This window comes from Trueperella pecoris, assembly GCF_014926385.1.
GTDB lineage: Bacteria > Actinomycetota > Actinomycetes > Actinomycetales > Actinomycetaceae > Trueperella > Trueperella pecoris.
In genome coordinates, this window is sequence record NZ_CP053291.1 from 1,521,018 (window position 1) to 1,543,882 (window position 22,865).

The 22,865-nt window shown below is 62.3% G+C and carries 25 protein-coding genes; 3 read left to right on the forward strand and 22 right to left on the reverse strand.

Annotation, left to right across the window (positions count from 1 at the left end; all coding sequences use genetic code 11):
- Positions 1-279: 279 nt before the first annotated feature.
- Both HLG82_RS07080 and HLG82_RS07085 read left to right on the forward strand, forming a co-directional pair.
- Positions 280-1,287, forward strand: coding sequence for a LacI family DNA-binding transcriptional regulator (locus HLG82_RS07080; protein ID WP_193326162.1), 1,008 nt, complete (start codon positions 280-282; stop codon positions 1,285-1,287).
- Positions 1,288-1,306: 19 nt separating this feature from the next.
- Positions 1,307-3,001, forward strand: coding sequence for a glycoside hydrolase family 13 protein (locus HLG82_RS07085; RefSeq protein ID WP_193326163.1), 1,695 nt, complete (start codon positions 1,307-1,309; stop codon positions 2,999-3,001).
- Positions 3,002-3,061: 60 nt separating this feature from the next.
- Here the strand turns inward: HLG82_RS07085 and HLG82_RS07090 are convergent, their stop codons facing one another.
- The 3 genes from HLG82_RS07090 to HLG82_RS07100 are packed head-to-tail and all read right to left on the reverse strand — an operon-like array spanning position 3,062 to position 6,080.
- Entirely contained in the window at positions 3,062-3,979 is a 918-nt protein-coding gene (locus HLG82_RS07090; RefSeq protein WP_193326164.1) for a co-chaperone YbbN, read from the reverse strand.
- Between the two features lie 9 nt (positions 3,980-3,988).
- Positions 3,989-4,996, reverse strand: a complete 1,008-nt coding sequence (locus HLG82_RS07095; RefSeq protein ID WP_193326165.1) for a hypothetical protein — start codon at positions 4,994-4,996, stop codon at positions 3,989-3,991.
- The gene (locus HLG82_RS07100; protein WP_193326166.1) at positions 4,989-6,080 is read right to left on the reverse strand and encodes a hypothetical protein; all 1,092 of its coding nucleotides are present in this window, start codon (positions 6,078-6,080) and stop codon (positions 4,989-4,991) included. The genes HLG82_RS07095 and HLG82_RS07100 overlap by 8 nt, the downstream gene beginning before the upstream one ends.
- Before the next feature lie 146 nt (positions 6,081-6,226).
- On the opposite strand from HLG82_RS07100, the gene HLG82_RS07105 reads away from it, so the two are divergent.
- Positions 6,227-7,306, forward strand: a complete 1,080-nt coding sequence (locus HLG82_RS07105; RefSeq protein ID WP_193326167.1) for a coiled-coil domain-containing protein — start codon at positions 6,227-6,229, stop codon at positions 7,304-7,306.
- A gap of 55 nt (positions 7,307-7,361) precedes the next feature.
- Here HLG82_RS07105 and HLG82_RS07110 read toward each other — a convergent pair whose 3' ends face one another.
- The 19 genes from HLG82_RS07110 to rho form a co-directional block, all read right to left on the reverse strand.
- The gene (locus HLG82_RS07110) at positions 7,362-8,138 is read right to left on the reverse strand and encodes an alpha/beta fold hydrolase (protein ID WP_193326168.1); all 777 of its coding nucleotides are present in this window, start codon (positions 8,136-8,138) and stop codon (positions 7,362-7,364) included.
- A gap of 15 nt (positions 8,139-8,153) precedes the next feature.
- Positions 8,154-8,453 (reverse strand): Rv1322 family protein, encoded by a 300-nt coding sequence (locus HLG82_RS10645; RefSeq protein WP_197551488.1) that lies wholly within the window; start codon positions 8,451-8,453, stop codon positions 8,154-8,156.
- Complete coding sequence (gene nucS / locus HLG82_RS07115; RefSeq protein WP_193326169.1) at positions 8,453-9,148, reverse strand: endonuclease NucS; 696 nt, start codon at positions 9,146-9,148, stop codon at positions 8,453-8,455. The genes HLG82_RS10645 and nucS overlap by 1 nt, the downstream gene beginning before the upstream one ends.
- A 44-nt stretch (positions 9,149-9,192) precedes the next feature.
- Positions 9,193-9,555, reverse strand: coding sequence for a DUF2550 family protein (locus HLG82_RS07120; RefSeq protein WP_193326170.1), 363 nt, complete (start codon positions 9,553-9,555; stop codon positions 9,193-9,195).
- Between the two features lie 43 nt (positions 9,556-9,598).
- Positions 9,599-9,892: an ATP synthase F1 subunit epsilon gene (atpC, locus tag HLG82_RS07125; protein ID WP_193326171.1), complete on the reverse strand. Its 294-nt coding sequence runs from the start codon at positions 9,890-9,892 to the stop codon at positions 9,599-9,601.
- Positions 9,889-11,349 carry a F0F1 ATP synthase subunit beta gene (gene atpD, locus HLG82_RS07130; RefSeq protein WP_369800807.1) on the reverse strand — a complete coding sequence of 487 codons (1,461 nt, stop codon included), beginning with the start codon at positions 11,347-11,349 and terminating at the stop codon, positions 9,889-9,891. Before atpD ends, atpC begins: the two co-directional genes overlap by 4 nt.
- A gap of 22 nt (positions 11,350-11,371) precedes the next feature.
- Entirely contained in the window at positions 11,372-12,259 is an 888-nt protein-coding gene (locus HLG82_RS07135) for a F0F1 ATP synthase subunit gamma (protein WP_193326173.1), read from the reverse strand.
- A 2-nt stretch (positions 12,260-12,261) separates the two neighbouring features.
- The gene (atpA, locus tag HLG82_RS07140) at positions 12,262-13,887 is read right to left on the reverse strand and encodes a F0F1 ATP synthase subunit alpha (RefSeq protein WP_193326174.1); all 1,626 of its coding nucleotides are present in this window, start codon (positions 13,885-13,887) and stop codon (positions 12,262-12,264) included.
- A 41-nt stretch (positions 13,888-13,928) separates the two neighbouring features.
- On the reverse strand, positions 13,929-14,738 hold the full coding sequence (locus tag HLG82_RS07145; protein WP_193326175.1) for a F0F1 ATP synthase subunit delta: 810 nt from the start codon (positions 14,736-14,738) through the stop codon (positions 13,929-13,931).
- The gene (atpF, locus tag HLG82_RS07150) at positions 14,739-15,305 is read right to left on the reverse strand and encodes a F0F1 ATP synthase subunit B (protein WP_246462376.1); all 567 of its coding nucleotides are present in this window, start codon (positions 15,303-15,305) and stop codon (positions 14,739-14,741) included. It abuts the gene before it with no gap.
- A complete protein-coding gene (gene atpE, locus HLG82_RS07155) occupies positions 15,302-15,511 on the reverse strand; it encodes an ATP synthase F0 subunit C (RefSeq protein WP_193326176.1) in 210 nt (69 codons plus the stop codon). Before atpE ends, atpF begins: the two co-directional genes overlap by 4 nt.
- 24 nt (positions 15,512-15,535) lie before the next feature.
- A complete protein-coding gene (gene atpB, locus HLG82_RS07160) occupies positions 15,536-16,357 on the reverse strand; it encodes a F0F1 ATP synthase subunit A (protein WP_216858924.1) in 822 nt (273 codons plus the stop codon).
- A 183-nt stretch (positions 16,358-16,540) separates the two neighbouring features.
- Entirely contained in the window at positions 16,541-16,966 is a 426-nt protein-coding gene (locus HLG82_RS07165; RefSeq protein WP_193326177.1) for a hypothetical protein, read from the reverse strand.
- Positions 16,938-18,047 (reverse strand): MraY family glycosyltransferase, encoded by a 1,110-nt coding sequence (locus HLG82_RS07170; RefSeq protein ID WP_193326178.1) that lies wholly within the window; start codon positions 18,045-18,047, stop codon positions 16,938-16,940. The genes HLG82_RS07165 and HLG82_RS07170 overlap by 29 nt, the downstream gene beginning before the upstream one ends.
- Complete coding sequence (locus HLG82_RS07175; protein ID WP_193326179.1) at positions 18,044-18,676, reverse strand: L-threonylcarbamoyladenylate synthase; 633 nt, start codon at positions 18,674-18,676, stop codon at positions 18,044-18,046. Before HLG82_RS07175 ends, HLG82_RS07170 begins: the two co-directional genes overlap by 4 nt.
- Positions 18,673-19,494, reverse strand: coding sequence for a peptide chain release factor N(5)-glutamine methyltransferase (gene prmC / locus HLG82_RS07180; protein WP_193326180.1), 822 nt, complete (start codon positions 19,492-19,494; stop codon positions 18,673-18,675). Before prmC ends, HLG82_RS07175 begins: the two co-directional genes overlap by 4 nt.
- Positions 19,495-20,607 carry a peptide chain release factor 1 gene (prfA, locus tag HLG82_RS07185; RefSeq protein ID WP_193326181.1) on the reverse strand — a complete coding sequence of 371 codons (1,113 nt, stop codon included), beginning with the start codon at positions 20,605-20,607 and terminating at the stop codon, positions 19,495-19,497.
- A 77-nt stretch (positions 20,608-20,684) separates the two neighbouring features.
- Positions 20,685-20,897, reverse strand: coding sequence for a 50S ribosomal protein L31 (gene rpmE, locus HLG82_RS07190; protein ID WP_193326182.1), 213 nt, complete (start codon positions 20,895-20,897; stop codon positions 20,685-20,687).
- A 145-nt stretch (positions 20,898-21,042) separates the two neighbouring features.
- A complete protein-coding gene (gene rho, locus HLG82_RS07195; RefSeq protein ID WP_193327764.1) occupies positions 21,043-22,725 on the reverse strand; it encodes a transcription termination factor Rho in 1,683 nt (560 codons plus the stop codon).
- Positions 22,726-22,865 lie beyond the last annotated feature (140 nt).

The following is a 22,865-nucleotide window of genomic DNA, read 5'->3' on the forward strand; positions in this document are numbered from 1 at the left end:
TCTTTGTGTGTTTTTGCTGCGTTGAGGTTGGGCACTAGGCGCTTCGATGAGCCCCATTGCCCGCTTCCGTTCGCGTATTTTGATTATAAAAGCCACACTTCCGGGTGCAAGGGTTTTCACCGATCGTGCAAGATTCGCACGTGTCCAAAGCCCCGCAATCCTCATGAATTTGCGATTTTACACAGCCAACTATGCCGCTCTTATGCAAATTTGCGCGCAAATTTGATGCAATTCCGGTAAGGTCGGATGCAGTTAACGACGACTAGCTCTGGAGACGCCATGGCACGAAAGATCAGGCTTTCAGATATCGCGGCCCAGGCAGGTGTATCCACTGCCACCGTTTCACGGGTCCTTAACGGCAAGGATTCCGTTGCCCCCGAAACCCGGCAGGCCGTCATTGCGGCACTCGACCTGCTGGGCTACGAGCGCCCGGAAAAGTTGCGCGAACGCAACGGAGGCCAGATCGGCATCATCGTCCCGGAGCTGACTAACCCGATCTTCCCACTCTTCACCCAGTACATCGCGTCATCGATGACGCTTCAGGGATTCACCCCACTGCTGGGGACCCAGATGGCGGGCGGGGCAACGGAGGACTCCTACGTGGAAGCAATGATTGAACAGCAGGTCTCCGGATTCGTCTTTATCTCCGGCCTCCACGCCGATTCAACCGCGAGCATTGGGCGCTACGAACGTATAGCCGAACGCAATATTCCTTACGTGACGATCAATGGCGCTCACCCCTCGCTCCCCAACCCGGACTTTTCGACCGACGACGTCTCGGCCGTCCGCCAGGCGATTCGGCACCTGATCGCACTCGGTCACCGGAAGATCGGCCTCGCCTCGGGCCCGCTCCGCTTCATCCCTTCGCGGGAAAAGACGGAAACCTATCTCGACGTCATGCGCCACATGCTGCCCCAAGAGAAACCCCGTCTCGTTCACACGCTCTATACGGTGGCGGGCGGGCAGTCGGCCGCGGCCCAGCTCATCGCGGCCGGGTGTACGGCCATCATCTGCGGCTCGGATCTCATGGCTCTCGGGGCGGTTCGCCACTGCCGAGCAGTTGGCCTGTCGGTTCCGCACGACGTGTCGATCGTCGGCTTCGACGATTCGCCCATCTCCGGATACGCCGACCCGCCGCTGACCACCCTGCGTCAGCCGGTCAAGACGATGGCCGAGTCGGCCGTGAGTACGCTTTTGGCGATGATCGGCGGCACCTCCTCCGACGTCGGGAAAATGAAGTTCGAACCGGAACTGATTGTTCGAGAATCGACGGCGATCCGCCGCTAACTTTGTCGAAAGGACACACATGAGGCTTCTTCACGAGCAAACCGAGCCGGGCCAGTGGTGGACAGAGGCGGTCATCTATCAGATATACCCGCGCTCCTTCGCCTCCTCGGGCGGGCCGATGGGCGATCTGCGTGGGATCATCGGCAGGCTTGGGTATGTGAAAGACCTCGGGGTCGACGCAGTCTGGCTCAGCCCCTTCTACCTCTCGCCTCAAAAAGACGCCGGTTACGACGTCGCCGATTACCGCCTGGTCGACCCGCGATTTGGCACGAACGACGACTGCGAAGCCCTCATCGCCGCTTCTCACGACCACGGCCTAAAATTCATCGTCGATCTCGTCCCCAATCACACGTCTGACCAGCACGAGTGGTTTCAAGCGGCGCTTGCCAATCCCCAAGGACCGGAGCGAGATAGGTATTGGTTCCGCGACGGCGTCGGCGAGGATCCACCCAACGATTGGCTCTCGATCTTCGGCAAGTCCGCGTGGACGCGGGTGTGCGACCGCCCAGATGCTCCGGGCTCGCTGTGGGAGAATGACCGCCAGTGGTACCTCCACCTGTTCGACTCCAGCCAACCGGACCTGAATTGGCACAACCCGCGCGTCCACGAGGAGTTCCGTGACATCTTGCGGTTCTGGCTCGATCGTGGGGTGGACGGCTTCCGGGTGGATGTCGCCCATGGCCTCGATAAGGATGCGGACCTGCCCAACTGGCAGTTTCATTTCGACATGCTTTCGGCAAGCGAGCGCGAGCCCGGGACGATCCCGCCTCCCCCGCAGTGGAACCGCCCGGGCGTGCATGATATCTACCGCGAATGGCGCCAGGTGCTCTCCGAGTACGGACCCGACCGTGCGCTCGTCGCGGAGGCATGGGTCGATGGTCTGCCCGAGCTTGCCAAGTATGTGCGTAGCGACGAGATGAATCAAGCCTTCAACTTCGACTTCCTCTGTGCGCCTTTCGAGGTGGACTCCTACCGCCGCGTGATCCGGGAGTCGCTCGCCGCGATGGACGCCGTCGGAGCGCCGACCACCTGGGTCCTGTCCAATCACGACGTCGTCCGGGCCGTCTCGCGTATGGGCCTGCCTGTCACGGGCAAGGGCCCCAACGGGATCCGCGCGAGTGACCCCCAGCCCAACGCCGAACTCGGCCTTCGTCGCGCCCTTGCGGCACATGTGCTGCAGGCGGCACTGCCGGGTTCGTGCTATATCTACCAAGGCGAGGAGCTGGGCCTTCCCGAGCACATGGCGTTGGACGATTCGCTCCGCCAAGATCCTTCCTTCTTCCGAACCGACGGATGGGAAGCGGGACGAGACGGGTGCAGGATTCCCATGCCATGGGAGGCGCAGGCGCCCGGCTTCGGCTTCTCCCCCACCGGCGAGTCCTGGCTGCCCCAGCCCGAGGGCATCGCCGCCCTCGCCGCCGACGTGCAGGCCACGGATCCGCACTCCACACTCGCACTGTTCAGGGCCCTCCTGCGCAGGCGCAGGGATCTCCAGATGGCACGCGCTGCCCTCGCCGAGGTGGAAGAGGACGCTCCCTATCTGCATTACGTCTCGAGCCATACCAGCCGCGAGGACGTCCATGTCCTGCTCACCTTCGCCACGCCAGCCGTCCTTCCGGCGGGCGCACGAATCCTCGTGGGCTCGCGCGAGATTCACGACGCCGCCATCGCGCCCAACACCGCGGTGTGGTACACGCTAAACGAGAGTGCGTAAACGCGCAGAGCGAGAGCGCAAGTAGGGAGGGGACAGCGTAAGCTGTCCCCTCCCTGACGTTTAGAAAAGTGCGTTTGTCAGCGCCTTGCGCGCCTGAGTGACCAGCTCGCCTGGGCCGAGCATGTCAAAGTAGGCGATGAGGCGCTCCCGGACCGCGTCGCGGTCCTCCCCCGATGTCCCCCGCACGACCTCGATGAGGCGTCCGAAAGCAGCGTCGGGACGCTGGAAGGAAAACTCGATATCGGCCGCCTGAAGGTGTACCTCGATGTCCGTAACCGGCGCCTGGGCAGCCTTCATGAGGACTTCTTCCACTTTCGCCACGTCGCCCTCGGGATTGATCTTTGCGATACGTTCGAGGAGCTCCACCTGATAAAGCGCGGTTTGAGCCTCGTGGTCGCCCGGATTCTCCGCGAGTGCCTTCGCGTAAGCCGCGTGAGCGCCCCCGAGGTCACCGTTTTCCATCGCTGCCAGCCCCTCCTTGTGCAGCGGCGGAACCTCGGGAACGGCAGCGGCAGCTTCGGCGTCGTTATCAAGGACACCCGTGATGCCGTACTGGGCGGCGGCCTCGACGATCTTGTCGACCGTGTCGGAGAGCTGGTCAGCCTGTGGAACGCCCTGGAAGAGCGGGACGGGCTGGGCTTGGAGGAGGGCGGCTGCAGCGGGGACGGCAGAAATGCCGAAAGCCTGGGCGACCTCGGCCTGCTCGTCCACGTTAACCTTGGCCAGCTGGAGGCGGCCCGCCTTGGCGGTGACCAGGCGCTCGAGGTCGGCGAGGAGGGCAGCAGAGTTGTCCGACCGCGAGGAGTGGAAGGCGACGATGACGGGCACCTTGTTTGACATGAGCAAGGCGCCCTGAAGGCCCTCGCCTGTCAACTCATAGACCCAGGGGCCGGGAATCGCTGTTGGTTCCTCGGCGGGCTGGTCTGGCTTCTTAAACATGGACAGATCGACAGCGCCGCCCATACTGGTCAATGACATGATCTTCTCCTACTGCGCAACGTTCTCCACGCTGATGAGCGTGGGCTCGGACGAGCCGATGACACGGACGGTGGCGTCTGATCCCGCACCCGGGATGTAGAAAGCCACGGTCGTCGAATAGTTCGCCACACCCTGCTTATCGATCTCTAGTACGGGGTTCTCGCCACTGTCCTTGTGCAAGGCGCCGATCTGGCCGCCGATGCGCAGCTTCGCCCCGGCCGCCGTCTTCGTGATGCGAACCGTGTAGCGCATCTCGCCAACGATCACCAGTCCGCCGTTCTCCGTGGAGACGCCGCGGAGCCCGGCCTCTCCGGCCGCGAAGTCGGTCGTCGCCGTACCCAGGTTGCCCAGCGAGCGCACGAAGGCGTCCTGCTGATCCGCGATCTGTCTGAAGAGCGGATCGTTTTCTTGGAAGCGAATCTTCTGGGGTTGGCGTGTACCGTTGAAGGCCACATAGTTGGCCAACACCTCCTCCGGGTTGACCGCATAGGCCGCGGGATCGACCTTCGGGAATCCTTCGGAATTGTTCAAGCTGGACACGATGGCGGGCACCTCGACGCCGGGGAATAGCGCGACGTCAGCCCACAGCTGGTAGTTGCTCCGGGCCTGATCCTGGCTCCAGACCGACAGGGTCGTGAGGTTCTTGCCTTCGCGCGGCGGGACGACCGTCATCAGCGTTCGCGGGAACGCGGTGCCCGACGAGACCGGGGTCGCCTGCCCATCCACGATCAGCGGGTCAAGGTTGTAAGACTCCCCCAGTAGCGACTCCAGCTTGAGCTGAGAGGTCCGGTAAGCGCGAACCGGTCCCCCGACTCGGTTGCCCAGCGCCGCGGCGTCAAGCGACGAGTTCGCCGCCGCGATGTCCTTCTCAGCTGCTGCCGCGATCTCGGCAAACTTCTCCTGCGTGAGGATCACCTGAGGATTCGTTCCGCTGGCCGGACGCGGTAGCGTCCCCTCCGACGCACACGCGCTCGTCAACAGCGCGATGGCAGCAAGCGTTGCAACCTGCTTACGCATTGTTTTCTCCCTTCTGCCACGGCGTGCCCCACGAGAAATTCCACAGCGAGCGCCAATCCTGCTCGCCCGGCTCCTGGCTTCCGGCATCTTCAGACGCCGAAACGTCGGCTCCTGGTTGACTCTCCGGCTGGCCGGCGTCGACCTTGCCTAGATCGTCTGGCTCACCGCCGTCAATCGCGGCCTGCGCGCTCCCCTCCTGCGGCGTGGCGGACTCAGCCTGCTCCGCCTCGGTGGTCTTAGCCAGGTCGGTGGCTTCTTCCACCGGCAGGACGACGCGGTCCTCCTCGCTCAGTTCGCGATTGCGCAAGTCCAGATTTGCAGCGGGCAGGATTGAGGCCCCATAGGCGCTCCTCGTGCTCATCTCGACGTCCTCACGCTCACCAACCTTGGGGAAGATCGACGTCTGTGCCTCCGAGCGCTCACGGCGCTCACGGTAGGCACCCGCGATTCCCTTCGACAGTGCGGCCTCCTGACGCGCGCTCAACAGCATGAGCGCGCTAATCAATATCAGCAAGACTCCGATGGCGATAATCGGCATGGGATTGGCCACGGTTCGCGAGTGCTGCCACGAAAGCGTGAGCGTGGGCGCCACGCCTTTCGACGTCGTCGCAATCAACGACTGCTCAACCGCATGGTCCGCCGTCAACGTCGTCTCAACGCTGCCTTCCCCGGCGCCCGCGTCAAGCCACATGTCCGAGGCCGTCAGGTCGAAGCTCGAGTTAGCGACGGCGTCGTCAATCGCCTTACGCCCATCGGCCGTGCCAGGAAGAACCTCGGTAGCGAACTCTTCCCACGACGTCAGACCCGTCACCTTGAGCGCAGGAGCCTCGCCCACGTACGCCTCGACGTCCTTCGTGCTGGCCACAGCCCACTGCACGCTCCCCTCGGAAGCAGTCAGCTTGACGTCGACCGAATCGTTGACGAGGGCCAGCACGCCAGGCGCGGTGTAGATGAACTGCGAATCGCCACCGGGAACCGTCACAGTGACGACGGTCGAATCCTCGGCAGTGACCGCCTGGAAGATTCCGAAAGCAGCCACGGCCAAGCCCAGAATGACGAGGAGCAAGCCGCCAATCCGTTTCATACCTAATCCTTTGAGGGGTGAAGAAGATTTATAACAATTGTGTAACACTATCCTGTTTTAGTACTAAGATCATCGTAGTGTGAGTGACCTGACGCGTGGCGCAGTACTACGCTGTAGGGAGACAAGAACCTATTCAAGGAGAGAAATTGAGCGAACAATTCCCGATCGTCATGCGTGGCTACGACCGCGCGCAGGTCGACGAGCGAGTAGCCCAGCTCGAAGCCAACCTCGGCCAGACACGCGATCATGTCTCCCGGCTGGACGCCCAGATCCTCCAACTCTCCGCTGAACTCTCCGAGGCGCAAGACGCCCTCAAGGAAAATGAGCGCCCCTCCTACTCAGGACTCGGTTCGCGCGTGGAGCGCCTGTTGCGCTCCACCGAAGAGCAGGCCCTGGATCTCATGACCCGGGCACGCAAAGACGCCGCGGCTCTCATCGAGGACGCCAAGGCTCGCGCCAACCAGCTACGTAGCTCCGCGGAGGCTGACAGCCAAAAGACACTCGCCCGCGCCCAGCAGGAGGCCACGAATATGCGTTCCAAGGCCCAGTCGGAGGCGGCGACGCTGTCTGAGACCACCCGCCGCACCTCCGAGCAGATGGTTTCCTCCGCCGAACGCGAGGCCAAGCGTCTGCGCACACTCGCAGACAAGGACACCTCCGCGCTCCGTTCCGAAACTGAACACGAGACGGCCGCACTTCGCGCCTCGGTCGAGGCCGAAATGACCAAGATCCGCACAGAGGTTGCCCAAGAGGTCGCCCGGCTTCGTGCCGAGGCGGATAACGCCATTGCAGCCAAGTCCGCTGAGGCCGCCCGGGAACTGGCCGAGCACGAGGCAGCGCTTCGCGCCCGCGCCGATGAGATGGTCGCAGCCGCCGAACACGAGGCACAGGACGCCGAAGCCCGCGTCGTTGACGCTACGCGTCGCGCCGAAGAGCTCTCGAACGCATCCCACGACGAGGCTAACAAGCTCCTGACCGAGGCTCGCGACGAAGCCGCCGCCATCCTCGCCGAGGCTCGCGAAGAAGCCGCCCGCATCCGCGAAGAAGCTCTCACAGCGGCCGACGCCGACCGCAAGGCAGCCGACGAGCACATCGCCTCCCTTCGCGAGCAGCGCGACTCCCTACAGTCCTACCTCGAAGACATGCGCTCGATGCTGGCATCCTCCCGGCACTCCATCGTGCTTGATGAGATCGTCGACGCGGCCGAAACTAAGTCCGAGGACTAGGCGTTCATACAGAATGAGGGGGCACTTGAAGTGCCCCCTCATTCTGTATGAACGCCTAGATATCTCGCGTCATGCCGTAGAATTCGCGTAGCAACGGCGCCAGCTCGTGCGGCTTCTCGTCCGCGGCGAAGTGGCCCACGCCCTCGATCTCCTTGATGCGCGGTTGCTTGGCGCCCAGGGCAAGGGTCATAAACGACTCCATCGAGGCGGTCGGATCTTCCGTGCCACGGATGAAATACACCGGCCCTTCCACCATCCCGACGGCGTCCGAGTGATCCACCCGGTTGGCCATGGCACGCTGAATCCAGGCAAGGCCCTCGTTAGGAAGTGCGCGGAAGCGTGCATCAAGCGAATCACGCACCTCTTGGGGCGCGTCCGGTCCGACCATCGTCGTCGTCCAGTTGCTCACCATCTCGTAGCCACGGCCAGCATCAGCGTTGTCGGCAACGTTGCGGCGGAAGGCCTTCCGATCGGCGTCGTCGGCGGTGATATTCGTGTCCATGAGTGCCAGGCCTGCCACCATCTGCGGGTAGGCGGCTGTGAAATCGGCGGCGACCGAACCGCCCATCGAAAGCCCGCCCAGCGCAATGCGACTGATCCCAAGCTCGTCCAGACGCGCCTTGATCGCCTCAACAAAAGCCATCGTGTTCGGCTCGCCGCCCGCGAACTCGCTCAGGTCGCTCTGGCCAAAGCCAGGTGCATCAAAGGTGAGAACGTCGATATCGGCAAGGTCCTCACGCACGGTATCCCACATGGTCGAATCAAGCGGGAGCGCGTGTAGCAACACGAGGGGAAGTTCGGATTGAGGCCCAGTTCTACGGTATGCAATCATGACCCCAAACTACCACTACCACCCCGTGGATAGGTGGCCTTTCGCCTTCCAGCATGACTCGTGCCAATGCCTACGCGCTTCCTGGCCGGCCCGAGCCCCAAACCACGAGTCCTCCGTCCAAGCCACCACATGCGCTTGCCCCACCATAATGATTCCGTTGCATCCCGGGCAGACGTATTCCTTGGCGGCCGCACGAATCCTATGGACCTTAAATTCCATCCCATTATCGGCGGTCTCGTAGTGGGTATAGTTCATCAGCCGGTCAGGATCGATCGGCCTAAACTCGCGTTCGTACTTATTACGACGCCGTCCCATCAGAACAGCCGATCCTCCGGGCGGTCCACGCCTCGCATCGCGTCATAGTCAAGGACGACGCATTCGATACCGCGATCTTCGGCCAGCACGCGCGCCTGGGGCTTGATCTCCTGAGCAGCGAAAATGCCTCGGATCGGCCGCAGAGTCGAGTCCCGTTCGAGGAGATTGAGATATCGAGTCAGCTGCTCGACGCCGTCCACTCCACCTCGGCGCTTGACCTCGACGGCGATGTGCGCGCCGTGAGCGTCCATCACGAGCAGATCGACCGGCCCGATCGCCGTCGGGAACTCGCGGCGCACCAGCCGAGTTCCAGCCCCCAAGATCTCCGTCTGTTCGGCGAGCAGCCGCTGGAGATGTTCCTCGACGCCGTCCTTGCGCAAACCTGGCTCGTCGCCGAGATCCGCGCAGACGTCGTCGTGAATCTCGTGGATGTGGATAATGAGCGCGTCATCCATCTTCTGATGATCCACACGCCAGTTCTCAACAATGCCGAGCTCGGCCTCTTCCTCGCTTGGCTCGATCACCTTCATCGTGCAAGGCGGAGACATCCAATTCAAGGGCTTGTACGATCCGCCGTCGGCATGGACGAGCACCGAGCCATCAGATTTGAGCATCAGCACGCGCTTGGCGGGTTCGAGGTAGGCATCCAAACGCCCCGAATATTCAACGGAACATGTGGCAATGACGATTCGCACGGAGGTCCTTTCGCAAGATGGCGCCCACCAGCCTAGCAGAGCCTCTAGGCGATCGTCGGTTCGGCCTCGGGCCGGGAGGAGTCCATCCAGGAGAGCAACGCGCTCATTTCGTCCGGGCTCGAGGCCAGGCGCCAGCTCGTTTCGGGAAGAATGATCGTCACCACACGGATTCCCCCGCGTGGACGATGAGCTTCGAAACTCATCTCTTGCCGATTCCACCGCTGAGACGGTAGCCAAGAAAACGATCGGGTGAGGAAAAGATCAAGCGTATCCGGCCCCAAGATGGCGATCGCGTTACACCACCTACCCTCCGTCGAGCGTAACGACACCTGGATGGACGCCTCATGATTGAGCAGGTAGCGGATACGTAAGAGATAGGGAACGACGAAGGCGAGGGCGATAATCACGAGGAATCCTAATATCCCGAAGATTTCGCCCCCGCCCATCGTCTTAGTCCTGTTCTGTGGCCAGGTCGTCGATGATCTTGGCGTTGGCTTCCTGGTCGTCGAAGTCCTCCACCACGATCGTGATGTCATCCTGGTCGACGGTCATGAAACCGTTGCCGATCTCGACACTCTTACGCGTGCCATTCTCAACGAAGCGGACGCTGCCCTTGTAGAGGACGGCCATAATCGGAGCATGGTTGGGGAGAATGCCCATCTCGCCGTTGTAGGCGGGCACGACGACCTCGGAGACCTCACCTTCGTAGAGGGCTCCGGCTCGTGCGACGATCTCTAGCCTCATGACTCGGCCTGAATCTTCGCCCAGGCGCGCTCGATGTCCTCGATGCCGCCAATGTTGAAGAAGGCCTGCTCCGGAATGTGATCGTACTCGCCCTCCGTGATACGACGGAAGGCCTCGACCGTCTCGTCGATCGGCACGGTGGAGCCCTCCACGCCCGTGAACTTCACAGCGGTGTACGTGTTCTGCGACAGGTACTGCTCGATGCGGCGTGCGCGTGCGACGGTAATCTTGTCCTCTTCCGAAAGCTCGTCAACGCCGAGGATCGAGATGATGTCCTGAAGCTCCTTGTTCTTCTGCAGGATCGCCTTGACGCGGGTGGCGACGTCGTAGTGGGCCTGGCCCACGTACTGCGGGTCGAGGATGCGCGAGGTGGAGGCCAGCGGATCCACAGCCGGGTAGAGGCCGCGGGAGGCGATGTCACGCGAGAGCTCGGTCGTTGCGTCCAGATGGGCGAACGTCGTTGCAGGTGCCGGATCGGTGTAGTCGTCAGCGGGCACATAGATGGCCTGCAGGGACGTGATCGAGTGGCCACGCGTGGAGGTGATGCGCTCCTGGAGGGCACCCATCTCGTCCGCCAAGGTCGGCTGGTAGCCCACGGCCGACGGCATACGACCCAGCAAAGTCGACACTTCCGAACCTGCCTGGGTGAAGCGGAAGATGTTGTCGATGAACAGGAGCACGTCCTGGTTTTGAACATCGCGGAAGTATTCTGCCATGGTCAGGCCGGACAGGGCGATGCGCAGACGCACCCCCGGCGGCTCGTCCATCTGACCGAAGACGAGGGCGGTCTTATCCAGAACGCCGGCCTCCTCCATTTCCATGATCAGGTCATTGCCCTCGCGGGTACGCTCGCCGACACCGGCGAAGACGGACACGCCGCCGTGGTCCTGCGCGACTCGCTGGATCATTTCCTGGATCAGGACGGTCTTGCCCACGCCGGCGCCACCGAACAGGCCGATCTTGCCGCCCTGGACGTACGGGGTGAGAAGATCGATTACCTTGATGCCGGTTTCGAACATCTTGGTGCGGCCCTCGAGCTGATCGAAGTTCGGCGCGTTGCGGTGAATCGGCCAGCGCTCGGTCACTTCGAGGGTCTCGCCGTCTTCAAGGTTGAGGCACTCGCCCACCACGTTGAAGACGTGGCCCTTGGTCACGTCACCGACCGGGACGGAGATCGGGGCGCCCGTGTTGGTGACGGTCGCGCCACGCACCAAGCCGTCGGTGGGCTTCATGGCGATGGTACGCACGATGTTGTCGCCCAAGTGCTGAGCAACCTCGAGGACCATGTGCTGCGACGTCGGGGCGCCGTCGGCCTCGTCTGCCGGGAGGGCAACCTCGACCTCGAGGGCGTAGTTAATTTCAGGAAGGGCATCCGGCGGGAACTCGACGTCCACGACCGCGCCGACCACCTGGATGATGCGGCCAGTTGCCAGCTTCTGCGACGTTTCAACTGTCATTGTCATTTCCTTCTTGGTGCGGTTACTTTCCGAGGCTATCCGCGCCGGAGATAATTTCAGTAATTTCAGTGGTGATCTCAGCCTGGCGTGCATTGTTGGCAAGACGCGTGTAATCCTCGATGAGGTTCTGAGCGTTCTCGGTTGCCGAATGCATCGCCTGCTGGCGGGAGGCAAGCTCGGATGCTGCAGCCATGAGGAGCAGCGCATAGATACGCTGATCGACGTACATCGGCAGCAGCGCGTCGAAGAGCTGACGAGCGGAGGGCTCAAACTCGTAAAGAGGCAACTCCTCCGTCAGGCCCTCCTCGTCGTCGACGACGACGAGTGGTAGCATGCGGCGCACCTGCACACTCTGCGTGATCATCGACTCGAAGCGAGTGTAGACCGCGTGAAGCTCGCTCACGCCGCCGTCGTCGGCGTCGGCCAAGAAACGGGCCAGGAACTCGCGCGAGATCTCGTGAGCCGTGTCCGCACTCGGGTTGTCTGACTCCCCCGTCCACGAACCGGCAAGCTCGACGCCACGGAACTTGTAGTGCGAAACGCCGCGGCGTCCGAAGACGTAGACCACGGGCTCCTTGCCCTGTTCGATGAGTTCCTCGCGCAGGCGATCCGCTTCGCGCAGGACCGACGCCGAGTAGGCGCCAGCCATCCCGCGGTCAGAGGTGACCACGAAAAGGAGAACCCGGTTGGTGTCCGTGCGCTCGTTGAGCAATGGGTGGCGCTCATCGGCGTGCGCGGCGACCGCGGCGATCGACTTGGTCAGGGCCTGCGTATAGGGATCTTGACCGAGCGCGCGATTGCGCGCCCTGCCAACGCGTGAAGCTGCGATAAGCTCCATCGCGGAGAAGACCTTTTCCAGCGTTTGGGTCGCCTTGATCTTCTGCTTGTAAATACGCTGTTCGCCGGCCACTACTAACCCCTCTTCGACCTGACGATCTTCTCCTGCGACTTCTGTGCAGGATCGACCTCGTCAGTGGGAAGCTCGTGGGTCTCGTAAGCGGAGGTGAAGGACTGCAGGAACTTCTCCGTGGCTGCGCTCAGCTCTTCCTCGGTATCCGGCTCAAGCTTGCCCGATTCAAGGATGGTCGAGAGCACGTTCGTGTTGTGGCGAAGGTAGTCGAGGTAACCCGCCTCAAACCTGGCCACATCCTTCAGTTCGATCGTGTCGAGGTATCCGTGGGTACCCGCCCACACCGAAGCGACCTGCTCCTCCACCGCGTACGGGGTGTACTGGGGCTGCTTGAGCAGCTCCATGAGGCGCTCGCCGCGCGTGAGCTGGCGGCGCGTCGTCGCATCGAGATCAGAGGCGAACATCGCGAACGCCGCCTGCGCGCGGTACTGGGCCAGCGTGATCTTCAGGGTGCCGGCAACCTTCTTCATGGCCTTGATCTGGGCGTCGCCGCCAACTCGGGAAACCGAGATGCCCACGTCAACAGCGGGGCGCTGGTTCGAGTTGAACAGATCGGACTGGAGGAAGATCTGACCGTCGGTGATGGAGATGACGTTGGTCGGGATGTATGCCGAGACGTCGTTGGCCTTGGTTTCGATGATCGGCAGACCGGTCATCGAACCCGCGCCGAGATCGTCGGAGAGCTTCGCGCAACGCTCGAGAAGGCGGGAGTGCAGGTAGAAGACATCGCCCGGGTAGGCCTCGCGCCCCGGCGGGCGGCGAAGCAGCAGGGACAGCGAGCGGTAGGCCTCGGCCTGCTTGGACAGATCGTCGAAGATGATCAGAACGTGCTTGCCCTGGTACATCCAGTGCTGGCCGATTGCCGAGCCGGTGTAGGGCGCCAGGTACTTAAAGCCCGCCGAATCCGAGGCGGGAGCTGCGACGATGGTCGTGTATTCAAGCGCACCGTTCTGCTCGAGGGTGGCACGAACCGAGGCGATCGTCGAGCCCTTCTGGCCGACCGCGACGTAGATGCAGCGAACCTGTTTGTTTGGATCGCCCGACTCCCAGTTGGCCTTCTGGTTGAGGACAGCGTCAATCGCCAGGGCGGTCTTGCCCGTCTTGCGATCACCGATGATGAGCTGACGCTGACCACGTCCGATTGGAATCATCGCGTCAATTGCCTTCAAGCCGGTCTGAAGCGGCTCGTGAACCGACTTACGCATCATGACGCCAGGAGCCTGAAGCTCCAACGCGCGCCTGCCCTCAAGGTTAGCGATATCGCCCAGGCCGTCGATGGGCTGGCCGAGCGGATCGACGACGCGGCCGAGGTAGCCATCGCCCACGGGGACGGAAAGAACTTCCCCGGTACGGCGTACCTCCATGCCCTCGCGAATACCAGCGAAGTCACCAAGGACGACGACGCCGATCTCCTCTTCCTCCAAATTCATGGCCAGGCCGAGGGTGTCATCTTCAAACTTCAGCAGCTCGTTCGCCATCGCTCCTGGCAGCCCGTCGACGCGGGCGATGCCATCGGCCGTCAGCGTGACATGGCCGACCTCTTCGCTGGCCGCTTTCGGGGGCTCGTACGAACTCACAAAGCTGTCCAACGCAGCCCGGATTTCCTCCGGCTTAATCAGTTCAGCCATTTATCTTCCAATCCTCGCTTGCGGCAATCGCCGCGTGTCAATCAGTTAGTAAAAGCCCCTCGAACGGCGTCGAGTCGGCTGGCGATAGTGCCTTCGATAATGTCGTCGCCCACGTAGATGCGCAGGCCGCCAATGATGGACGTGTCAATGGAGACGTGAACCTTGACCTGCTTGCCGTACTTGGCGGACAGGATGGTCACCAGGCGGTCTTCCTGCTCACGGGTGAGCGGGATCGCGCTCGTCACGGCTGCGACCAGGTGGTCCCCCATGCGCGCCGCCGCATCGGTGTAACGGCGCAACAGCCCGGGGATGGTGTGATGCTCACGGGCAATGGAACGGCGAATGAGCGCAACGGTCCATGGTTGGAGGCGGGAGAAGAGCCGGTCGGATAGCTCGTGGCGAGCGTGCGGGGTGATGTTCGGCGTCGTAAACGCGAGCCGCAGATCGCGGTTATCCGAATACAGCCGCATCGCCTGGTAGAGCTCTTCCTCAACCTTCGACAGCTCACCTTCCCGGCGTGCTCCCAGCAAAATCGTGTCCACTGCCAGCGCCTCGAGGGCACGCTGCAGGTCATCACGCTGGGACCATTCTTCGCGGGCCAGGCCTTCGACGAGCTCGGTCACTTCGTCAGCAACCCGGCCTTCAAAGACCTTCTTGGCAAGCGCGGCTCGAGCATCAGCTTCACGTGCCCCTCCCTCGAGTGCGTTCGTGAGAGCTGTGGAAACCTTAATGGTGTCCACCACGGAGAACATCTGCAAAGCCAGATCGATCTCCGAGCCTGGCCGGGCGGCGACGAATGCCTCCCACCGCTCACGTGCACGCTCAAGCGCGCCTTGGCTAGCCGATCGCATTTAAGCCTCCGCCTCGTTCTTCAGTTCCGGCGTCATCGTGGCCAGGTCGTCGAGGAAGCGATCGATGACGCGGCGTGCGAGCGCCTCGTCCTGGATTGCCTCACCCACGATGCGGCCAGCCAGCTCCGTGGCGAGCAGGCCCACCTCACCCTGGAGAGAGCGCATGGCTGCCTCAGAGTCGGCGTCGATGCGACGCTGTGCGCCGGTAATCAGACTGTCCGCCTCCGTGCGCGCCTTAGCCTGGGCCTCGGCGATGATGGCCTTCGCGTTGTCCTGCGCGTTCTCACGGATGCCCGTGGCTTCGCGCTGAGCGTCACGAATATCATCGGCAAGCTTGGCCTGCTGATCAGCGACCTCGGCACGGGCGACTTCTGCTGCGCGTAGGCCCTCATCGATCTTCTGTGCGCGCTCGTCAAGCATCTCAACGAACGAAGGCCACGCAAAGACGTAGACCGCAACAGCGACGATAATGAAGGCCAGCGATCCCCAGAGGAGTTCCGGGATCGCCGGTACTAGGACGTGAAAGAACCCGCCCTCTGCCAGAGTCGTCTCATGCATAAGAATCATGCACCGAAGACGAGGCCAGCACCGAAGCCGATCAGGCCCAGAGCCTCAGCAAACGCGATCGAGAGGAACATGTTCACGCGGAGCAGACCCGCGATTTCCGGCTGACGAGCCGTTGCTTCCTGGTTCTTGGCGCCAATAAGGCCGATGCCGATGCCCGGGCCGAGCGTTGCGAGACCGTAGCCGATGGTGGCGATGTTACCGATCATGGTGTTCTTTCCTTTTGTTGTGGGTCAGTGTTCTGAAATGGACAGGGAAATGTAGGAGGCTGTCAGCATGGCGAAGATGTATGCCTGCAATGCGGCGACGAAGATTTCGAAGCACATGAAGGCAATTCCACCGATGAGCGTGACGGTACCCGCCACACCTCCGAGCACGCCCGAAAGCGTGAAGTACAGGTAGTGCGTTCCGACGAAGGTCAGCGCAAGGATGAGGTGGCCGGCGACCAGGTTCATCAATAGACGCAACGTGAGCGTGACCGGGCGTAGCACGAATGTCGAGAGGAACTCGATCGGCGTCATAATGAAGTAGATCGGCCACGGAACGCCCGAGGGGAAGAGCTGTTCCTTGAAGAAGCGCAGGCCGCCCCGTGCGCGCACACCGGCAAAGATGAAGCCCAAGTAGGCGAACAGTGCAAAGATGAGCGGCATACCCACGAGGGAGGTTCCGGCGATCTGAAGGCCCGGGATCACGCCCGTAATGTTCATGAAGAACGTGCCGAAGAAGATCGTCATGATGAGCGGCTGGTAGCGGTGAGCGTGATCCTTACCCAAGATTTCTTCACCGATCTGGACCTTGGAGAAGTCCAGCAGGGCTTCCACGGCTGCTAGGCGGCGGTTGGGCACGAGCTTCTTGCGGCGCGCATACCAGATAAGAATGAAGGCGATGAACAGCGCGGCGATCATGCGAGCCATGACGATGCGGTTCATTTCAAAGGGCGTGCCTTCGAAGAGGAACGCAGGCGGATTAAATTCGCCCTCGAGCGAGGGTGGGACGAACCCCTTGCCACCTCCCGCGAGGAAGATGGGCAATGATGCAAGCGCAGAAAAATTCACAGTGCGTTTATACCCCAACTAGTGCGATGCCCATGACGAGTGGCCTCAGTGCTGACACGAGCGAACCTCAAAACACTCTACCCGAGTATTTCCATTGCTTCCAAAGTAACCCATGAGGGCCGTCGCGCGCTCGAATATTTTTGTGACTTAAGCACATTTCACATCATGACGGCCATCCCCGTCCTACTGGTCGCCGACGAACGGACCTGATTTTCTCAGCGACACATACGAAAACACGGCAAGCGACGCCACCAGCGAGATGACGAGCACTCCGACTACCATGCGGACGTCTAAACCAGAATTTTTCAGTGCAAAAGCGCAAACGGCGAAGCCGAGCAGTTTGACCACGTAAGAAATGACGACGCCAGCCGCCTGCGCGTCAGAAAAATAGCGCCCGACGACGACCATGCCGATCAGCGACAGAAGGTTGAGGCCGACGGCGATCGCCGCGCCAACCGTGATCGAGAGGCGATGGGTGGGCAAGGCGAGGCCAGCTGCGGCGGCCGCCACGAGGACGACCCCGGCCGCCCACACGGTTGCACGCGCGATGACCTGCGTGGAGGTCAGCCGTTGCCCCGGCCTACGCCGACGCGCTCTGCTGGGAGGCATGTCGACCAAATTTCTTCCACGTCACGCCGATTCCGGCGAGGATCGCCACCAGCGTCATCGCGAGCACGATCTTGCTCGGGTAGACCGTATAGGCGACGGCCGAAAATGAGGCGATGGCCGTCCACATGTACAGGATCAGCACGGCCACGGTGTGGGAATGGCCCCGCCGAAGGAGGCGGTGGTGGAGGTGACCGGCGTCAGCGGAGAACGGAGAGCGCCCCTTGCGCACGCGCCGAAAAACCGCCCACGTGAGGTCGACCAGTGGAATGACGAGCACAAGAAGCGGGATGATAAGTGGCATGAACGCGGGCAACGCTTGGCGGGTGCCAACGGTGACCGGGTCAATTTGGCCCGTCACTAAGATGGTCGCACCGGCGAGGATCGTGCCGAGCATGAGCGCGCCAGAGTCACCCATGAAAATCTTGGCAGGATGGAAGTTGTGGGGCAGGAATCCGATGCAGCTACCCACGAGGGCAGCAAGAACGGTCGTCGCCACCGAGGTGTAATCCCCCGGCGATACCTCCCGGGTGAGATAGTAGGCGTAGATGAAGAAGGCGAACGCCGCGATGGCGACAACGCCGGCCGCTAGGCCGTCCAGGCCGTCCACAAAATTCACCGCGTTCGCAACGACAACGACCGCGATGATCGTGGTGAAGAGGGTCAGACGGGTGGAGCCGACCGTCAGCCCCAGAAGCGGAACCGTCACCAGTTGCACGCCCTGCCAGGCCATGACTCCAGCCGCGAGGATCTCCCCGGCGAACTTGGCATACCAGGTCAGCTCCCAGATGTCGTCGATCGCGCCCAGGAGGCACATGATCGCCCCGCCCCACATGATCGCCCACATGCCCGTGCTCACGGCGAAAACGTCCTTGAGGTAGGGAATCTGGCTGGCCAACGCCAACGCCGCGATAAAACCGCCGAACATCGCCACGCCTCCGAGACGAGCGATGGGCGTGGAATGGACGTCTCGTTCACGGATTTGCGTGATCGCGCCGCTCGCGAGCGCGAGCCGTAACACCAGCGGCACAAGGAGGTAGGTCAAGACCGCTGCAAGGACGAGGACGAGCAGATAGGTTCTCACCGGAGCTCCCCCGGGCGGTCAAGGGCGGCGAAGACATCGGCGTCGGCGATGGCCCCATGACGCAAAATCGTGGGCTCGCCGACCACCGACACGATGGTTGAGGCTATTCCCCCGCCTGCGCCTACGAGCCCGCCGTCGAGGTAGAGTGCGATCGAATCACCAAGCTGGGCGATGGCTTCCTCGACGCGCGTCGCGGGCGGCTGGCCGTGCTGATTTGCGCTCGTCACGGCGAGCGGACCCACGGTTTCCAGGAGCGCGAGCGTCGTCGTCGAATCGGGCATTCGCAACGCCACTGTACCGTTGGTCTCTCCGAGGTCCCAGCCGATCGTCTCCCGCGCTGGCACCACGATCGTCATAGCGCCCGGCCAGAAGGCTTCCATCAGCGTCTCGGCGGCACGGGGAAGATGGTCGGTCAATGCGTGGGCCTGGTCAACGCTGGCCACGAGTACCGGAGGCGGGTTGGCGCGCGTGCGGGACTTCGCGGTCAACAGCGCCGTGATCGCCTCGGCGTTAAACGGGTCAGTTCCAATGCCGTAGACGGTATCGGTTGGCAGGCAGATCACTTCGCCACGCTCGATCGCGGCGCTCGCCAGCGCGATCGCCTCGGGATCGTGTGCCTTGACCTTCATCGGATGTCCTTTCGCGCGCGTAGCCAGCGATCACGGCCCGTCAAATCTTGCCCAGTCGAGACCTCGACAAAACCACGTTCTTCAGCGACACGGCAGAGCGCGGGCCCCTGCTCGTCGCCATGTTCCATGATGAGGATACCCCCAGGCCGAAGGAGTTGGTGGGCTCGTTCCACAAGCGCTATTGGCAGCTCGAGCCCGTCCTCGCCGCCGAAAAGCGCCATCGCAGGGTCTTGGCGGACCTCAGGAGACAAGTCGTGCCACGGTGCCACGTACGGCGGGTTGGTCACCACGAGATCGATGCCTCGCGCATAGTGGTCCAGCTCTTCGCGAGCGTCGCCCTGCACGAGCGTCACGAGGCTCCCGTAGCGGGCATTGTTGCGCACTGCTGATTCGAAAGCCTCCTTCGAGAGCTCGACGGCGATCACGCGGGCATTCGTCTCGGTCGCGATGGAGATTGCGATGGCTCCAGAGCCCGTGCACAGGTCCACAACGAGGGGATCGTCCACACCGCGAATCTCGGCCAGGGCCGCGTCAACCACCATCTCGGTCTCCGGGCGCACGACAAACACGCCAGGGCGCGATTCGAGCTCGAGGTAGCGGAAGTACATCGTTGCCTCGATGTGTTGCAGTGGCACACGTTTGGCGCGAGCGCGCACGGCATCCTCGAAGCGTTCAAGATCGGCCGGGACAACGGCGTCGTTGGGCACCGGACGCCGGCCGAGCACGAACTGCGCCAAGGAACGCGCGTCCGCATCAGGCGACGCGACGCCGGCATCCGCCAACCGCTCGCGCGCCTGACGGATGGCGTCTGCCCACATTTACTTGGCCTCTGCTTCTTCCGCAGCTGCCTGGAGCCGCTCCTCTTCGTCCATCTCGCGTAGCGAGGTAATGACGTCGTCAAGGTTGCCCTGGAGCACCTGGTCGAGGTTGTGTGCCTTAAAGCCCGTGCGATGATCGGCAATGCGATTCTCCGGGAAGTTATAGGTGCGAACGCGCTCAGAACGATCCACCGTACGGACCTGCGAGCGGCGCTGATCTGCTTCTTTAGCCGCCTGCTCTTCAAGCTGAACCTGGCGGATACGGGCCAAAAGAATGCGCATTGCCGCTTCACGGTTCTTAATCTGAGACTTCTCGTCCTGCATCGAGACCGTGATGCCGGTCGGAAGGTGGGTGATACGCACGGCCGAGTCGGTCGTGTTCACCGACTGTCCGCCCGGGCCCGAAGAACGATAGACGTCGATGCGAAGCTCGTTGTCATTGAGCTGGACTTCCTCGGGCTCATCAACTTCGGCAAACACGAGGACACCGGCAGCCGACGTGTGGACGCGTCCCTGAGACTCGGTGACCGGCACGCGTTGAACGCGGTGAACGCCCGCCTCGTACTTCATGTGTGCCCACACCCCGTCGGCGGGATCGTCCGGAACCGACCTGGCCTTGATAGCCATCTGCACGTCCTTGTAACCGCCCATATCGGTGTCGGTGTGGGACAGAATCTGGGTCGACCAGCCCTTGGACTCGGCGTATCGCTGATACATGCGCAGCAGATCCGAGGCGAACAAAGCCGACTCCTCGCCACCCTCACCGGCCTTGACCTCGAGGATGACGTCGCGCCCGTCGTCGGGATCGCGCGGAAGAAGCGCATCTCGCAACGACGCCGCCGCGTCGTCAACCTCGACTTCTAGGCGCGGAAGCTCGCCGGCGAACAGCTCGCCGTCTTCCCCACCCAGATCGACGATTTCCTGAGCCTCGGAAAGATCGGTTGACGCGTTGACCCAGCGCTCGTAGCGGGAGACCACTCGCTTGAGTTCGGCATAACGACGCCCCAGGCTACGCAGTTTCTCCGGCTTGGCCAACACCTCCGGCGATGCCATCTGCTTTTCAATGTCGTAATACTCTTCTGCCGCTGCCTGCGCTGCGGGGAACTCACTCATGTCTCTCCAACTGTTGCTAGTGCGAAAATACGGTAAACGCCGGTACAGATACACTGTACCGGCGTTCATAAGCTCAGTTACTTCGTGCGCTTACCGTAGCGAGCCTCGAAGCGGGCGACGCGGCCGCCGGTGTCGAGAATCTTCTGCTTGCCCGTGTAGAACGGGTGGCATGCGCTACACACGTCAACGCGGAGCGAATCGCCTGCGAGGGTGGAACGGGTTTCGAACTCGTTGCCACAGGTGCAGGTGACGTGGATGTCGTGGTAGTCGGGGTGGATACCCTGCTTCATTTCTTCTCCTTGGATCGTTTGGTGCCCTGGGTCCATCGAGATTTACCCGTGGTGAACCAGAAGCCGACGGTCAATTTAACCACATAAGGCCGCTATATCGATAGCCGCGGGCGGTGCACACTTGATCACACCGCCCGCGAAAGCGCTAATCTGCGTGTTGCATTCCGCGAACAACGGACATGAGGAACTCGCCGTTCGACTCCGTCTTGCGCATGCGCCCGAGAACGTAGTCGGAGGCCTCCTGGACATCCAACGTGCCAAGCGCGCGGCGCAGGTGCCAGACGATCTTGAGCTCTTCGGGGCTGAACAGCAGCTCCTCGCGGCGGGTGCCCGAAGCGTTGATATCCACAGCCGGGAAGATACGGCGATCGGCGAGCTGACGCGACAGGCGCAGCTCCATGTTGCCGGTACCCTTGAACTCCTCGAAAATGACCTCGTCCATCTTCGACCCGGTCTCCACCAGCGCGGATGCGACGATCGTCAGCGAACCACCGTTTTCGATGTTGCGGGCAGCGCCGAAGAACTTCTTGGGCGGGTAGAGCGCACCGGCATCCACACCACCCGAGAGGATACGGCCCGACGCCGGAGCGGCAAGGTTGTAGGCGCGGCCAAGGCGGGTGAGCGAATCTAGAAGAATGACAACGTCCTGGCCCAGCTCCACGAGGCGCTTAGCACGCTCGACGGCGAGCTCGGCAACGATGGTGTGATCGGAGGCCGGACGGTCGAACGTCGAGGCAATGACCTCGCCCTTGACCAGGCGCTGCATGTCCGTGACTTCTTCCGGACGCTCGTCAACAAGAACCACCATGAGGTGAACATCCGGATTGTTGTTAGCGATCGCCATCGCAATCTGCTGCATGACGACGGTCTTGCCCGCCTTCGGAGGGGAGACGATCAGACCACGCTGGCCCTTGCCAATCGGGGCGACGAGGTCGATGATGCGCGAGGTCAGCGCCTTCTGGCTGGTCTCCATGCGCAACATCTCGTTGGGGTAAAGCGGGGTGAGCTTGTTAAACTCGGGGCGCTCCTTCGCCTCCTCCGGCGTCATGCCGTTAATAGACGTGACCTCAACCAGCGGGTTGTACTTGTGCTGGCGGCCGCGGCGGTTATTTCCCTCCGACGCATCACGCACAGCTCCCTGGATCGCATCGCCACGGCGCAGGCCGTAGCGGCGAATGATCTGGGAAGAGACGTACGCATCGTTCTTACCGGGAAGGTAACCGCCCGTGCGCAAGTAGTTGTTGTTGCCATCGACGTCAAGAATGCCGGCGACGGGGATGAGGACTTCACCCGATTCGACGTTCTCCTCGCGCTCCTCGTTGCGGTTGCGATCGTTGCGGTTACGGCGATCGTCGTTGCGGTTGCCGCGCTCCTGGCGCTCGCCGCGCTCATCGCTGCGGTTGCCGTGCTCCTGGCGCTCGTCGTTGCGATTGCGGTTACGGTTGCGCTGGCGACGGCCGCGACGCCCGCGACCCTCGTCATCGTCGGAGCTTTCCTCGGCTCGGCGCTGCGCGGCGTCACCAAGTGCGTCGAGGGCTGCCCTCTTTTCGTCCTCGCTCAGCTCCTTGGCGGGCTTCTTCTTCGAGACGGGTAGGTCAAGCTGGGCCTTGGGATCACCGTGCTGGTTGACGGTCTCTTCGGCCTCACGCTTTTCGGCCGGCTGCGCCGCCTGCGTGGCCTGATCGGAAGCCTTGCGTGCGCGCGACTTTGGCTTCTTGGCAGCGTTACGCGCCTCACGAATGGCCGTAATCAAATCGTTGCGGCGCGCGTTAGGCGCCAAAGACAAGCCCATGTCGGCTGCAAGCGTCTTCAAATCGGCCAGGCGCATCGTGGAGATGGGGCCAGATGGTTGCGTTGAGTTTTCGCTCACGAGGTTCCTTCCTCGGTTCCGGAACAAAGCCGGGGTCAATAATGTGACTTTCCGCGACATAGCGCATGGCGCTCATGTAAATAATCTGACAGAGTGCG

Bases quoted from the DNA above. Each gene is read 5' to 3' on its own strand.
- HLG82_RS07090 (WP_193326164.1), bottom strand. From the start codon at position 3,979: ATGTCATTGACCAGTATGGGCGGCGCTGTCGATCTGTCCATGTTTAAG.
- HLG82_RS07165 (WP_193326177.1), bottom strand. From the start codon at position 16,966: ATGCCTCCCAGCAGAGCGCGTCGGCGTAGGCCGGGGCAACGGCTGACC.
- atpF (WP_246462376.1), bottom strand. From the start codon at position 15,305: ATGATTCTTATGCATGAGACGACTCTGGCAGAGGGCGGGTTCTTTCAC.
- rpmE (WP_193326182.1), bottom strand. From the start codon at position 20,897: ATGAAGCAGGGTATCCACCCCGACTACCACGACATCCACGTCACCTGC.
- atpA (WP_193326174.1), bottom strand. From the start codon at position 13,887: ATGGCTGAACTGATTAAGCCGGAGGAAATCCGGGCTGCGTTGGACAGC.
- HLG82_RS07110 (WP_193326168.1), bottom strand. From the start codon at position 8,138: ATGATTGCATACCGTAGAACTGGGCCTCAATCCGAACTTCCCCTCGTG.
- prfA (WP_193326181.1), bottom strand. From the start codon at position 20,607: ATGAGTGAGTTCCCCGCAGCGCAGGCAGCGGCAGAAGAGTATTACGAC.
- HLG82_RS07080 (WP_193326162.1), top strand. From the start codon at position 280: ATGGCACGAAAGATCAGGCTTTCAGATATCGCGGCCCAGGCAGGTGTA.
- prmC (WP_193326180.1), bottom strand. From the start codon at position 19,494: ATGTGGGCAGACGCCATCCGTCAGGCGCGCGAGCGGTTGGCGGATGCC.
- HLG82_RS10645 (WP_197551488.1), bottom strand. From the start codon at position 8,453: ATGGGACGGCGTCGTAATAAGTACGAACGCGAGTTTAGGCCGATCGAT.
- atpC (WP_193326171.1), bottom strand. From the start codon at position 9,892: ATGAGGCTAGAGATCGTCGCACGAGCCGGAGCCCTCTACGAAGGTGAG.
- HLG82_RS07175 (WP_193326179.1), bottom strand. From the start codon at position 18,676: ATGAAGGTCAAGGCACACGATCCCGAGGCGATCGCGCTGGCGAGCGCC.
- HLG82_RS07085 (WP_193326163.1), top strand. From the start codon at position 1,307: ATGAGGCTTCTTCACGAGCAAACCGAGCCGGGCCAGTGGTGGACAGAG.
- HLG82_RS07095 (WP_193326165.1), bottom strand. From the start codon at position 4,996: ATGCGTAAGCAGGTTGCAACGCTTGCTGCCATCGCGCTGTTGACGAGC.
- atpE (WP_193326176.1), bottom strand. From the start codon at position 15,511: ATGATCGGTAACATCGCCACCATCGGCTACGGTCTCGCAACGCTCGGC.
- HLG82_RS07100 (WP_193326166.1), bottom strand. From the start codon at position 6,080: ATGAAACGGATTGGCGGCTTGCTCCTCGTCATTCTGGGCTTGGCCGTG.
- atpD (WP_369800807.1), bottom strand. From the start codon at position 11,349: ATGACAGTTGAAACGTCGCAGAAGCTGGCAACTGGCCGCATCATCCAG.
- HLG82_RS07145 (WP_193326175.1), bottom strand. From the start codon at position 14,738: ATGCGATCGGCTAGCCAAGGCGCGCTTGAGCGTGCACGTGAGCGGTGG.
- rho (WP_193327764.1), bottom strand. From the start codon at position 22,725: ATGCGCCTGGCCGATTTGAAGACGCTTGCAGCCGACATGGGCTTGTCT.